9 protein-coding genes are annotated in these 13,438 nt (G+C 56.8%); all 9 read left to right on the forward strand.

Features of this window, described 5'->3' with window-relative positions; all coding sequences use genetic code 11:
* The first annotated feature begins 688 nt into the window (after positions 1-688).
* The 9 genes from RE6C_RS26950 to infB all read left to right on the forward strand — a co-directional run bounded on the left by RE6C_RS26950 (position 689) and on the right by infB (position 13,399).
* Positions 689-1,165, forward strand: a complete 477-nt coding sequence (locus RE6C_RS26950; RefSeq protein ID WP_037198759.1) for a type II secretion system protein GspG — start codon at positions 689-691, stop codon at positions 1,163-1,165.
* A gap of 5 nt (positions 1,166-1,170) precedes the next feature.
* Positions 1,171-1,902 carry a prepilin-type N-terminal cleavage/methylation domain-containing protein gene (locus RE6C_RS26955; protein WP_008661803.1) on the forward strand — a complete coding sequence of 244 codons (732 nt, stop codon included), beginning with the start codon at positions 1,171-1,173 and terminating at the stop codon, positions 1,900-1,902.
* Between the two features lie 11 nt (positions 1,903-1,913).
* Entirely contained in the window at positions 1,914-2,417 is a 504-nt protein-coding gene (locus RE6C_RS26960) for a type II secretion system protein (RefSeq protein ID WP_037198762.1), read from the forward strand.
* A 40-nt stretch (positions 2,418-2,457) separates the two neighbouring features.
* On the forward strand, positions 2,458-3,501 hold the full coding sequence (locus tag RE6C_RS26965; RefSeq protein ID WP_039963583.1) for a prepilin-type N-terminal cleavage/methylation domain-containing protein: 1,044 nt from the start codon (positions 2,458-2,460) through the stop codon (positions 3,499-3,501).
* On the forward strand, positions 3,485-5,290 hold the full coding sequence (locus RE6C_RS26970; RefSeq protein WP_039963585.1) for a type II secretion system minor pseudopilin: 1,806 nt from the start codon (positions 3,485-3,487) through the stop codon (positions 5,288-5,290). Before RE6C_RS26965 ends, RE6C_RS26970 begins: the two co-directional genes overlap by 17 nt.
* Positions 5,291-5,305: 15 nt before the next feature.
* On the forward strand, positions 5,306-6,919 hold the full coding sequence (locus tag RE6C_RS26975) for a type IV pilus biogenesis protein PilM (protein ID WP_008661806.1): 1,614 nt from the start codon (positions 5,306-5,308) through the stop codon (positions 6,917-6,919).
* Entirely contained in the window at positions 6,916-8,406 is a 1,491-nt protein-coding gene (locus RE6C_RS26980; protein WP_008661807.1) for a hypothetical protein, read from the forward strand. Before RE6C_RS26975 ends, RE6C_RS26980 begins: the two co-directional genes overlap by 4 nt.
* Positions 8,407-8,533: 127 nt before the next feature.
* Entirely contained in the window at positions 8,534-10,021 is a 1,488-nt protein-coding gene (nusA, locus tag RE6C_RS26985) for a transcription termination factor NusA (protein ID WP_008661808.1), read from the forward strand.
* Between the two features lie 261 nt (positions 10,022-10,282).
* Positions 10,283-13,399: a translation initiation factor IF-2 gene (gene infB, locus RE6C_RS26990; protein WP_008661810.1), complete on the forward strand. Its 3,117-nt coding sequence runs from the start codon at positions 10,283-10,285 to the stop codon at positions 13,397-13,399.
* Positions 13,400-13,438 lie beyond the last annotated feature (39 nt).

Genomic DNA, 13,438 nt, shown 5'->3' on the forward strand with positions numbered 1-13,438 from the left:
TCACCGTGACAGCGAAGCGAATCGAAATAATCAGATGAAAAGCTTGAAAATGTCGTTCTAGACAGGTTCTCACGCACCGATTGTGGTCGAAATCGGAGCGCAGTGGGGGCCTGCCGGACGTCTGAAGATAATTGGATTGTCAACTTGGCGGCGAGAAACTGCTCAGAAATTCGATCAATTTGTCGCTTCAACCGTTGCAAACCAAACGACCGAGAGCCCCCAAAAGGACTCGTCGGGCTGCCCAAATAGAATCCAACGCTCGGTGCCGTTCCATCACGGGGCAGATCAGGGGATGTTCCCTGACCCGGATTGGTGGGATGCCGACGCACCGTTTTTCACGTGGCCGGCTTCGGATTGAATCCGCGCCCCGAGCTCGCTGAAAAGCAAAACTTTGCTTGCGAATGAGCCACGTTGGATCGCCGCGAAGGCGTCGTTCGTTGAACCAGCCACTTTCTAAATTTTGGTGGCTGGCAAAAGTTTCAAGCCCGGTTGTCGCGTGAGGCTGGGGAAAGCCATCGGTCGCAAATCGTTCAACCTGACCCGATCCACGAAACTTCGGGGCTGGCTTGGGGTTCATTTCAATGTACGCTTGGAAGAATGCTTTCGCCCTCGGGCGGCCAATGTGCCAACCGGTCAATCCGGCGGGAGCCCTTCCTACCCATCCCACCTTTGCAGAATGTTTCGACTCATGATGCTCACTGATCACCACTGTGTGGCTCACCGAGCCCGTCGCCAAACCGCGACATCGACTTCCCCTCGCTCTCGTCGCAGCACCGCTGCTCGCGCCGGCTTCACGTTGTTGGAACTGTTGCTGGTGCTCTCGATCCTGGTCGTGATTGGCGGGATCGTGTTGGTCAACATCACCGGTGCCCAAGCCGAGGCGAACGCCAACGCGACGACAACCCAGCTCAACTCGCTGAAGAGCAACATCCAGATGTACCAAATCCGGATGAACTCGTTGCCAGAAACGCTGGAGCAACTCCGCGATGGACCCAGCGACTCGGCCAAGAAAGCCAAGTGGGTTGCTCCGATCATCACAGAAATTCCTCTGGATGCCTGGGGCAACGCATTGACCTACAGCGTGAACGGAAACACGTTCGAGATTCGCAGCGGCGGAATCGACGGTCAAGTCAACACGGATGATGACATCATCGTGTCAGGCTGATTGCCATGACGCATTCGTCTCGCGCTGACAGCCATTTGCGCACCAGGTTCGCGTCGCGAACCGCCTTCACCTTGTTGGAACTGTTGCTCGCGATGGCTGTGTTTGCTGCCATCGCGGCGGTGATCATCCCGACGGCCGGTGCGTTGTTGTCCGATCGACGGTTGGTTCGCGGGACGGATCAACTCGCCGCTGAGATGACTCGGTTGCGAGTTCGTGCGATGCGAGACGGTCGAGTGATGGTGCTACGTCCAACGGAGGCAAACTTTGTCGACGCATCCGGAGCGAGTCAATCGAATGCTTGGATCGTTTCGCCGCTTGGTTCCGCTGCGGATGGAACTCAGGCGATCGATCAATCTGGTTCGCAGTCGGCGTTGCTGTCCGGTGCTTCGCAGGCACTCGATGCATCCGCGGTGACACCGGTCGAGGCCGACGCGAGAATCATTCAAATGCCCGAAGGCGTGACGATCACTACCGTGTTGACTTCGCCAGTTGGTGGACAGAGCAGTGCGGAAGCGGCGACGTTGCTGATCAACGCGACCGAATCAACGACCGCCACGGTTCCCGAAACGAATGGCGAAGTCGTGCTGACCGCGTCTTCGGATTTCCCACCCATCTATTTCTACCCGACTGGCCAGACGAGCAACGCCAGAATCACGCTCAGTCATCTTGAGGCTGGATCGGGCGCGGTGTTGCTGCGTGGTTTGACCGGGGATACCAGCGTCGAGGTGTCACCTTGAACGCAAATCGAATGGTCAGCGGTTTACCTTGCCGATCGAGCAGCACACCGCGACGCGGATTTTCGCTACTCGAAATGATGTTGTCGCTTGCGATCCTTGGCGTTTCGCTCGGCATCCTTGCCCAGATCGCTGGGACGGGAACGGACGCGGCACGGGAAGCTCGCGACCTCAGCCAGGCTCGGTTGATTGCATCCAGCAAGATGTCGGAGTTGTTGGTTTCGGCTTCCACCGGGATGACGCCCGCGGCTTCCCCGGCGATGCCAGTGGAGGCGATGGACACCGACGCGACGACTATGTTCCAGGCGCAGATCGATGTTGTGCCCGCTCCGATGGAAGGCATGTTGGCCGTTCGTGTGAGCGTGGAAGCTTTGGATCCCGATGGCGGTCCGGCGCTCGCCACTTATTCGCTGACTCGCTGGATGATCGATCCATTGTTGGGACTGAAAGAGTTGGCGGAAGAAGAAGCCGCTTTGCGAGAGGAGGAAGCCAGTGCTGAATCTGCATCGATCCAATAGTCGCCGCCCGAACAACTCGTTCGCGGACGGAAAGTCGGTCGTGATTCCACGTGCCGGTTTCACCTTGCTGGAAATGCTTTTGACGCTCGCGCTCAGCGTAGTGTTGATGGGGCTGATCAGTGGTGCGATCAATTTCTACGCTCGCGAAATGGACAATGCGGAACAACAGTTTCGTGAAGCTCAACTCGCGTCGGCTTTGCTGCAACTGATCGAAGATGATTTACGGATGACGCTGGTCACTCGCCCGGTTTCCACCGACGCCTTGTCGGATGTGTTGTCCGCGGCGGCGGCTCCGCTTGAAAGTCTCGGGTTGACCGGCGGTGGCGCATCCGCGGGCGAAGGTGATGACGAATTGCCGCCGGATGATCCCGACACGCTCAATGGTGATCCGACTTTGGAATCGGACATGGGGATAACGTCCGGAGTTGTTCTGCAGTCGCCTGGTTTGATCGGCAATGAAACTCAGTTGCAGATCGATGTCAGCCGCTTGCCCAGTTTGGAGCAAACCGCGATTGATCCTGATTTGGCGATCAGCTCCGGCGTCGATCTATTGGACCGTCCCAGCGACATTAAAACAGTCACTTATTTTGTTCAGGTCGCGGGCTCGTTTGGAATTCAAGACGAGATGCAAAAGTTGGCGGCAACGGATGAGAACGCAACCACGAACGCGGCTTCGACGGGTGGTGGTCTGGTTCGACGTCAGTTGGATCGAGCCATCAGCATGCAGGCGATGTTGACCGGTGGATCGTCCCGTTTGGATCAAACCGGTGAAGTGATCGCTCCCGAAGTTGTCGCGATTGCGTTTGAATACTACGACGGTGTGAACTGGTTGCCGCAGTACAGCACCGACGAAACCGGGTATTTGCCGCTGGCGATTCGTGTTCGTTTGCAGTTGGCTCCGCCCGCGTCGCCGGGTGCGGCATTTGGCGAGTCTGCTGGTTCCACCACAATTGGTTTAACAGAAGGTCGCGTTTTCACTCACGTGATTCGTCTTCCGATGTCATTCCCCGAAGACGGAGAAGCTTTGCTTGAAGAGCAAGAAGCCGCCAGCACCGCGGAGGCACCCGATGTCGTCGCAGAATAAATCATCGCGAAAGTTGGGTGAGTCCTTGGAACGTCCAACGCATGATTCGTGCATCAAACCGGCCGCGCGAAACGCTCGTCGCCGCGGGTTCTTTCTGGTGCTGGTTTTGATCGTGATCGCGGTCGCGACCATGGCGGTTTACTCGTTCACCGACTTGATGATCGCAGCGGACGAAACCGCTTACTTGACGGGCGATTTGGTTCAGGCACGAGCAACGGTCGATTCGGGGATCGAAGCGGTCCGTTTGGTGTTGGCTCAACCCGCTTCGATGCGAGAAGACGCCGGTGGCGTTTTCAACAACCCGAGTATGTTTCAGGGGGTGCCGATCACCGATGGATCGCAGGGCAACCCGACCAGCAACTTCACTGTGCTTGCACCCGGCCTGACCGAGATGGGCACGCTGGGGGGCATTCGTTATGGATTGCAGAACGAATCGGCTCGTTTGAATATCAACGCTCTGACCGTGTTAGAAGAAAACTCCGATGCCATCAACATGCTGACGGGACTGTCCGGTGGCAGTGTCGATGCGGGTGGCATCTTGGGTGATGCGACCGCGTCGGAGGATTCTGATTTGTCGAGCGAAAACATCGCCGTGACGTTGTTGATGACTTTGCCGGGCATGGATGTCACGATCGCAGATGCGATTTTGGATTGGCTCGATGAAGACACCGAGCCACGCGAAAACGGTTGCGAAGACGAGTACTACACATCGCTCGCGACACCTTACGCAGCGGCAAATGGGCCAGTGCAAACGGTGGAGGAACTGCTGCTCGTTCGCGGCGTCACACCTCAATTGTTATTTGGGGCGGACAGCAATCGCAACGGCGTGTTGGATCCCGACGAGCAGCAGCGATATGCCGCTAGCATCGAGACACCTGGGGTTCTTGGTTGGGCCAGTTACTTGACGGTCCACGGCGCCGAAGCCAACAAGACGATGGATGGTGAATTCCGGGTCAATATCAACGGCGATGATCTCGAAGTCCTCTACGAAGAGCTGATGACTGCGATCGGTGACGAAGTATTCGCGTCGTTCATAGTCGCCTATCGAATTTCGGGAGAGTCGTCTCTCGCCGACTCGGTGGTCAGCGGTGCGAGTGCCGAAGCGTTGGCCGCCCAGGGAATCGAAGCTCAGGATGCTGATAACGCAAATTCTGAATCAGAAGGGACCGTGTTGCCGTGGTCCGTCGAAGCTTTGGACGATTTCGATCTGACTGGAGGAGCCGCCGTCGAATTCAATCAGGTTCTCGATCTGATCGACGCGAAAGTCTCGTTGGAAAGAAACGGCGAAACGTTCACGTACACATCGCCTTTGATTGGCGAGCCCACTTTGTTGGCCGAGTTCCTGCCGTTCCTGATGGATCAACTGACGACCCAAGACGGCGACGTTTTGCCAGGCCGAATCAACCTAAACGAGTGTCCGGCGGAATTGTTGATGGGCGTTCCGTTGGTCGATGAGGACACCATGTCGGCGATCCTCGAAGCACGTTCTCAGGACGTGGGTGGTACAACTTCTGATCGCAATCACGAAACTTGGCCGCTCACGGAGGGTTTAGTCACCGTGGATCAAATGCGAGCGTTGTTGCCGTTGGTGACCGCTCGCGGCGACGTCTTTCGAGCTCAAGTCATCGGGTTCGATTCGGGCTCCGGTTTGGCTGCGCGAGGCGAAGCCATCATTGACGCGTCCACACCGAATCCGCGTGTGGTTCACTACCGAGACCTGACGCATTTGGGTCGCGGGTTCGATCTGTCGGTCCTGGGCGGAAACATCGTGGTTCCGGACAACAACTGAGTAAACTATTGCACCATGACTAAAAAAGTAGCCGTCGATTGGGACGAACAGCAGATTCGGATTGTGGTCGGAGAGGTTTCCGGCAAGCAAACGCGAATCGTTGATGCCGCGATTTTGCCGATTCAAACCGCCGGCGTGGGATCCACGTTGCGCAAATGGATCCAAGAGCACGGTTTGGAAAAATCGGAGTGCTTGGTCGCGGTTGGACGCGATTCAGCCGAGCTTCGTCAGATGGAATTCCCGCCTGTTCCGGACGAGGAATTGCCGGACATGATCCGGTTTCAAGCAGTGCGAACGTTTGCGTCCGCTGGCGACAGTGCCACGGTGGATTATCTGCCGACCAGCCGAACCGAAAAGGGCGTGCGGGCGATCGTCTCGGCGACCGGTGCGAACAGGCTCGATCCGATCCGAAAGTCGATCAGCGAAGCCGGAATGACCGTCGGTCGGATCGCACTTCGTCCCATCGCTGCGGCGGCGCTGTATCAAATCATTCTGAGAGACAAGACCAACGATTCGACTCGGTCGACGTTGGCATTGATTGACTTGGTCGGTGACGAAGCGGAAATCGTTTTGTTCCGTGGTCGAGATGTTTCATTTGTGCGGTCGGTCCGATTGCCTTCGCAATCACCGGCGCGGGTCAACGCTTTGGCGGGTGAGCTTCGCCGCAGCATGATTGCTTGCGGGGCATCGGGTTCGCCTTGCGACATTGCGATTTGGGGAACGCCCGATCGCCATCGTGAAGAGCTGGATCAACTCGCCGATCGATTGGACCAAGGCCAGGACACGCCTTCCGAGAAACGGTTGATCAACCCACTGCAGATTGTCGACTGCGATTCTTCGGTGGAACCTTCGGTCGGTGAGACCGTCGGCCGCCTGGCACCGTTGGTTGGTCTGTTGGTCGCCGATGAAGCTTACGCGGATCGCTTGATCGATTTCGCGAATCCACGTCAGTACATTCCGCCGAGCACCAACCGTGGCAAGATGGCCGCGATGATTGGTATCCCCGCGGCGATCGTCTTGGGACTGGGATGGTTGTTCTGGAGCCAACTCAGTTCTCGCGACTCGGAGATTGAACGTTTGGAAGCCGCGAATGCGACGATGCGAGACCAGGTCAAAGTCGCCGACGCGAGTGTTCAGCGAACTGAGAGACTGGATCAATTTTTGGATGCCGACGTGAACTGGCTGGAGGAAATCGAACGTCTGGCCGAAGCACTGCCTCCATCGGATCAGTTGATTTTGAAGCAGGTTTCCGCTCAGGCGGATTCACGCCAGGGTGGTGGACGGATGGTCGTTTCTGGATTGGTAACATCACCTGATGTGATCGACGAAATGGAGTCGTCGCTGCGGGATGAATCGCACCGCGTCGTCGGCGACGGAGCCAGCCAAGTTGACACCGAAGATGCTTACCGTTGGCAAATTCGCGAAACCGTCTCGGTGGAAACCGAAAGCGTTCGTGCGGATCGTTACGAGCGGATTGCTAAAGCCGCGGAAGAAGAATCCGCGACCGAAGCAGGTGCGGGCGGCGAATCCACCCCGGATCCCGATGCAACTCCGCCTGACCAGGAAACCCAAGAAGCTTCGAAGTCGGCGAGCCTCAACGTGAACGTTCAACCGGAGGTGCAGTCATGACTCAACGTGAACGCTTTTTAGCGATGGCCGTTGGCGGCCTGTTTGTGGTCATTGCGTTCCAGTGGGGATTCAATCGCTACCGAGATGCGATCAAGTTTCGTGACAACCGCTTGGCAGGTTTGCAGAACGAAGCAAACACGCTGAACGAGAAGTTATTGGCCGGTGCGTATGCCGATCGTCAAATGGGCGAGTACATGGTGCGTTCATTGCCCAGCAACCCAGAGCGGGCTCAGAGCACCTATCAATCGTGGTTGTTGGGGACGGTCCGCGAAGCCGGGTTGAGAGACGCAGGCGTTGACCCCGTCAGCGACGCGCCGGTTGGCGATCTTTACTACCGTTACGGCTTTCGCGTTTCCGGCAAGACATCCTTGGATGGGTTGGTCGGGCTGTTGCATGACTTTTACGCTCGCGATTACCTGCATCGAATTCGCGAACTGAACTTTGGTCCGTCGCGAACGGGTGATCTGAATGTTGAGATGACCATCGATGCGATCTCGCTCAACAACGCAGCGATCGACGCGAAGATTCCGGAACGCGAATCTTGGCGAGTTGCCAAGTCGCTCGACGAAACACGCCAGGCGATCTTGAATCGCAATTTCTTCCAGCCACCCAACCAGCCGCCTGTATATGCCGGTGATGCAACATTGGTTGCCGTCAAAGGTGAAAAGACGGATGTCCGCTTGAAGGTGGATGATCCCGAAGGCACCGAAGTGACTTATGAGTTGGAAGGTGAGTTGCCTGAGTGGGCCAGCTTCAAAGCCGACTCGGGAACGTTCACGTTCAACCCGCCTGCGGATCCTGAAGACGGTGAAGAATCAGGTGACGCATCGGCTGCGTCTGACAAAGAACCGTTGCAGGTTGTCGTTCGAATGACGGACACCGGTTATCCGCGTCGTCAGATCGAAAAGACATTGGTCGTCAAGCTTGAGAACCCTCCGCCGCCAAAAGAACCCGACCCATTGCCACCTAAGTTCGACGACGCGACGCAGACTTATCTGACCGCGTTGGTTCAGGGCCGCGACGACTGGACGGCATGGATGAACGTTCGGACTCGCGGTGAAACTCTGAAGCTGCAAGTCGGAGATTCGTTTGAGATCGGATCGATGAAAGGAAGCGTTAAATCGGTTTCGGCTCGATTGGTGTTGTTGGAAATTGGCGGCAAAGAATACGAGCTGCGACCATCGGGTAAGTTGTCCGAAGCGGTGGCCTTGGAATCTCCGGAGCAACCCAAGGAAACTGACGCCGCGGCGGAAGATGGCAGTGAAGAGTCCGGCGAAACGCCCGCCGCTGACGAGGACGGCGAGTCGGATTCCAATGAGGCCGTGATGGAAGCTGGCGAAGGATCATCGCCGCAGTCTGTCGATGAAGCAGCTGCCAAGGACGAACCCGAGGCGGCGGAGGAAACTGCGACCGAAGCCCCTGCTTCATCGTCGGAGCAAACGGAAACGCCATCCGAGGAGCCAACCCCACAATCGCAGCTGGATTGACCCCAGTTCGGATTGACAATTCAACCGCCGAGCGATAGTCTCGGCTCATCACCAGGGAAATCGTTCGCCCGGGCCGATTCGGTCCGGGCTGTTTTTTTATCTTTTCGTCTTTAGCCTTCTCTTCGCCATGAATCCGCAAGACATTTTGCGATACGTCGATTCGCTGCATCGCGATAAAAATATCGATCCAGAACTGCTGTTCCAGGCGATCGAGTCGGCTCTACAAAGCGCGGCAAAGAAGCAGTATGGCGAAGAATCGGATGTGATTGTTTCGATCAGTCGTGACAACGGAGCGATCGCCGCGACCTTGGCTGGCGAACCTCTCGGCGACGATCAAATTGGTCGCATCGGAGCTCAAACGGCGAAGCAGGTCATCATCCAGAAGGTCCGCGAAGCAGAACGCGACGCCTTGATGTTGGAATACCGCGATCAGATCGGTGATATCGTCAGCGGAATGATTGGGCGTGCCGACGGCGGCGTTGCAACGGTCAACTTGGGCAATGTCGAAGCCATCTTGCCACGCAGTGAACAAATTCCTGGTGAAAGTCTTCATGCGAACGAACGCGTCCGTGCGATCGTATTTGAAGTCCGGCCATCCGGTGGCAACCGCGTTCGCGTCGTGTTGTCTCGTACGCGGCCACAATTCGTACAACGCTTGTTTGAGCAAGAAATCCCTGAGCTGAACGACGGCGTGATTGCCATCAAGTCGATCTCTCGTGAACCTGGCTACCGAAGCAAGGTTGCCGTCAGCAGCGAAGACCAGCAAATCGATCCGATCAGTGTTTGCGTTGGTTATCGCGGCAGTCGGATCAAAGCCGTTCGCGAAGAGTTGGCTGGTGAGCATATCGATGTGGTCCGCTATGACAGCGACCCTGAAGTGTTGATCCCCAACGCTCTGCAACCTGCCGAAGTTGATCAAGTTCTGTTGTGCGACATGATCGGTCGTGCGATTGTTTTGGTTCAAGAAGACCAGCTTTCGCTCGCGATTGGTCGTCGTGGTCAAAACGTTCGATTGGCCAGCAAGCTTTGCGGCTGGGACATTGAAATCATGACCAACGCCGAGCTTGAAGAACAAATCGAGCGAGCGGTGGGTGGATTCAGTCAGATTCCGGGCATCACCGAAGAGATCGCTCAGGCGTTGGTCGAGCAAGGCTATTTGTCATATGACGACTTGTCCGTGATCGAGCCTGACCTGTTCATGGAAATGAGCGGCCTGAGCGAAGCGGATGTCGATCGGATTGTCGAAACGGCGGAAGCCAAAGCGGAAGAAGCTGAACAAGCCGCCGCAGAAGAACGCCGCGTTCGACGAGACCAAGAGCGAACCGACCAAAACGCTCCTGCTCCGGCAAAGGCTGATACGCCAGCTGCCGAAGCGAGCACGGAAGAAGCAACCGCGGAAGCGGAGAATGCAGAAGCAGCCGAAGGCGATCAGTCTGCGGCTGAAGTTGCAACCGAAACACCGGAGGTTACCTCCACCGCAGAGGCCCCCGCCGACCCCGCTGATGAAGTTGGCGAGCCAGTGGCGGAAGAGGGGCAGACTGAATCCGAAGAGCCTGAGCCGGTCGCCGAAGCGGTTGAATCGACTGAGGCTGATGGTAACAAGCAGGAAGGTTGAGTGAGCCGTTTTCAAAAACGGCCCACGTACGCTATCCTAACGTGGGACAGAAGCAAAGTTGGTCTTTGCAATCGTCCTTGGGACAATTTGAACGCTATGAAATTCCCCGTTGTTTTCAGCGAGTCTGGTGCTTTGTCACCAACTGGTGGTAGCAACGATGGAGGTCTTTTTATGCGATTTTGATGAACGAAACCACGAAGCCGCAGCCGCAAGGAATTGCGAGCGGACTTCACCTATCGAATTTGACAGGACCCCGACCCAGTGCCAGTACGCATTTACGCGCTCGCCAAAGAACTGAATCTCGACAGCAAAGAACTCGTTGATGCGGTAAAAAAAGCCGGTATCACGGGCAAAGGTTCCGCGCTGGCCAGTCTCTCAGACGAAGAGGCCCAGCAAGTGCGAGGTCATCTCGCCGGTTCCGCTGCGAAATCTGAACCAAAGCCAAAAGCTGCCCCTCCAACCAAGGATACGCCCACGGCGCCCGTCGCACCCGTTCGTGATTTGAGCGGAGCGATCGGTCGAAAGCCATCGGCGATCAATGTTGGTCGCTCTGCCAAACCCGCGGAGGCCACCGACAATCCCAACGCACCGGCGCAGCCCATTCGTGATGGCGGCCGCCCAGTTGGCAAGCCTGCACCGATTGTGCGAACGCCTAAGTTGGCGCCTGCCCCAGAAGCGAAAGCTCCTGAGTCAACGGCAGCAGACGGTTCGCCGAAACCAGAAGTCCGCCTGCCAAAGACTGGTGGGGTCGGAACCGGTATGGCGTCGCCTAGCGGTCGCGGGATCGGCATGGGCGCCAAAACGGATGGTCAATCGACCAAGCCCGAATCGGCCGCATCTGCTCAGAACGTCCCCGGTCCCAAATCGGACGGCGGTGGACGCAAGGCTCCTGAATCACCCAAGCGTGAATCGGCACCAGTCGCGTCATCCGACGACGATGGTTCGTCCAACAAGGGCGGTGGATTGGCAAGCCGAATCGCGGGACGGATGGGCAACAATTCCTCTGGCCGTGTCGTTCCCAACACTCCCGGAACGCCTTTGTCTGCCGTTCGCCGTGACTCCGCGTCCGCGGGCGGAAAAATGCGGTCCTTGGATCGTTCGCGAAATCGTCCCGAAGAAGCTGGCAAGACCGGCGACGCTGGGAAGTCGAAGAAACGCGAACCTCGCATTAAAGTCAATTTGGCGCAACTGCCGAGTGCTCCAGCCAAGCCTGCGGCTCCGACCGGCAGTTCCGGACCGGCAGCCCAAAAACCAGATATCAAACTGACCCGCGATGTCATCGAAGGCCACAAGCAGGGCATGAAAGCTCCCCTTGCTCGTCTCGAACAGGACGAAGCGGATAAGAAACAACGCAGCAAGAAGACCGCCGAAGGTACAGTCGGACTGGCCGGGCGTGGCAAACGCATTATCGACGAAGACGAAAAGCCGAAGAAGAAGGGCTTGGCGGGTATGGCCAGTGCTCGTGCTGAGAGGCAACGCGGCGGTGGTGGTCGTCGGATCATCGGATCCGATGGCGGAGATCGTCATCACTACCGACGTTCGCGTCCTCGTATCCGTCGCAAGGGTGTCAACACTGCCGCACCTCGAAAAGACAAGGTGCAGGTCGAATTGCCATGTTCCGTTCGCAATTTCTGCGAGGCATCGGGGCTGAGCGTCGCTGACGTGATGCGAACCCTGATGGGCATGGGCATGATGGTCAACATCAACGCGGATATCGATTTTGAAACCGCCGAGTTGCTTGCGACCGAACACGATCTTGATATCGAGTTGAAGGCCGCTGAGTCGCTCGAACAAGAGTTGATCACTGAGATCGAAGAAACGGCTGACGCCCCGGATACATTGGTCGCGCGACCTCCGGTTGTGACCTTCCTTGGCCACGTTGACCACGGAAAAACCAGCCTGCTGGATCACTTGGTTGGCATTAACGTCGTGAAAGGCGAAGCTGGCGGGATCACCCAGCACATCCGTGCGTACAAGATCGAGAAAGACGGTCGCGCCGTAACGTTCGTTGACACCCCTGGTCACGAAGCGTTTACCGAGATGCGTGCCCGCGGTGCGAACGTGACCGACATTGCAGTTTTGGTTGTGGCTGCCGATGACGGGATCATGCCGCAAACCGAAGAAGCCATCAGTCACGCGAAAGCGGCTGAAGTGCCAATTGTTGTTGCGATGAACAAGATTGACCTCGAAGGGGTTGATCCAAACCGCGTCATGACACAACTGACCGAACACCAACTCACGCCCAGCGAATGGGGCGGCGATGTTGAAATCGTTCGAACCAGTGCCACCCAAGGCATCGGGATGGACGAGTTGTTGGACACGTTGCTAACGATCGCTGAACTGAACGAGTACTCGGCCAACCCGAATCGATCGGCGTTGGGCGTTTGCTTGGAATCGGAACAACAGGGCGACCGCGGTGTGGTTGCGAAACTGATCGTTCAGAACGGTACACTTCGGGTCGGCGACATTTTGGTTTGCGGTCCGGCTCACGGTCGGGTGCGTGCAATGCAAGACACATTGACTGGCAAACCGATCACGGAAGCAGGGCCGAGTACTCCTGTCAGTTTGATGGGGCTCGATACGCCTCCTGGTGCGGGTGATCGATTCCACGTCCTCAAGGACATTTCACAAGCACGCGAAATCGCGAGTGCTCGTGAAGGCGAATCGAGTCGTCAGAGCCTGTCGGGTATCACGACCAAGGTCAGCTTCGACTCGTTCCAAGAGATGCTGGAAGACGGCAAGCTTGGTGAATCGGCTGACACCGTGAAGCTGAACTTGATCATTCGAGCCGACGCTCGTGGTTCGCTGGAAGCGATCGACAAAGAACTGAGCAAGTTCGATCATCCCGAAGTGGAGATTCGAGTTCTGCAACGTAGTGTGGGTGGCATCTCGCTCGCCGATGCGACTCTGGCAAGTGCTTCCGACGCGGTCATCTTGGGCTTCAACGTGATCCCCGATGATAAAGCTCGATCACTGGCCGAAGAACGCGGTGTTGAGATCCGTCGCTACGACGTCATCTACAAGTTGACTGATGACATCCGTGCGTTGATCGAAGGACGCTTGAAACCAGAAGAACGCGTTGTCGAACTCGGCCGTGCGTTGGTCAAGCAAGTCTTTTCGATCAGCCGAGTTGGCACGATCGCGGGTTGCTACGTCGCACAGGGCTCGATTCAGCGAAACTGCCGCATTCGAGTCAACCGAGACGGGCGAACGATCGGCGATTACCAGCTCGACACGCTTCGTCGGATCAAGGAAGACGTCAAGGAAGTGCCTCGCGGCATGGAGTGCGGTATCCGTCTTCAAGGCTTCAACGACATCAAGCAAGACGATGTATTGGAAGCTTACAAGATTGAAGAAGTCGCTCGAAAACTCGATTGATCTTCGAGTCGGAAACTGACGGCACATGGCATCGATGTG

It is taken from the genome of Rhodopirellula europaea 6C, assembly GCF_000338295.1.
Lineage (GTDB): Bacteria > Planctomycetota > Planctomycetia > Pirellulales > Pirellulaceae > Rhodopirellula > Rhodopirellula europaea.

What these genes read in the sequence shown, in the direction of transcription:
- RE6C_RS26975 (WP_008661806.1), top strand. Translation starts at nt 5,306, where the DNA reads ATGACTAAAAAAGTAGCCGTCGATTGGGACGAACAGCAGATTCGGATT.
- RE6C_RS26955 (WP_008661803.1), top strand. Translation starts at nt 1,171, where the DNA reads ATGACGCATTCGTCTCGCGCTGACAGCCATTTGCGCACCAGGTTCGCG.
- RE6C_RS26970 (WP_039963585.1), top strand. Translation starts at nt 3,485, where the DNA reads ATGTCGTCGCAGAATAAATCATCGCGAAAGTTGGGTGAGTCCTTGGAA.
- nusA (WP_008661808.1), top strand. Translation starts at nt 8,534, where the DNA reads ATGAATCCGCAAGACATTTTGCGATACGTCGATTCGCTGCATCGCGAT.
- RE6C_RS26960 (WP_037198762.1), top strand. Translation starts at nt 1,914, where the DNA reads ATGGTCAGCGGTTTACCTTGCCGATCGAGCAGCACACCGCGACGCGGA.
- RE6C_RS26980 (WP_008661807.1), top strand. Translation starts at nt 6,916, where the DNA reads ATGACTCAACGTGAACGCTTTTTAGCGATGGCCGTTGGCGGCCTGTTT.
- RE6C_RS26950 (WP_037198759.1), top strand. Translation starts at nt 689, where the DNA reads ATGATGCTCACTGATCACCACTGTGTGGCTCACCGAGCCCGTCGCCAA.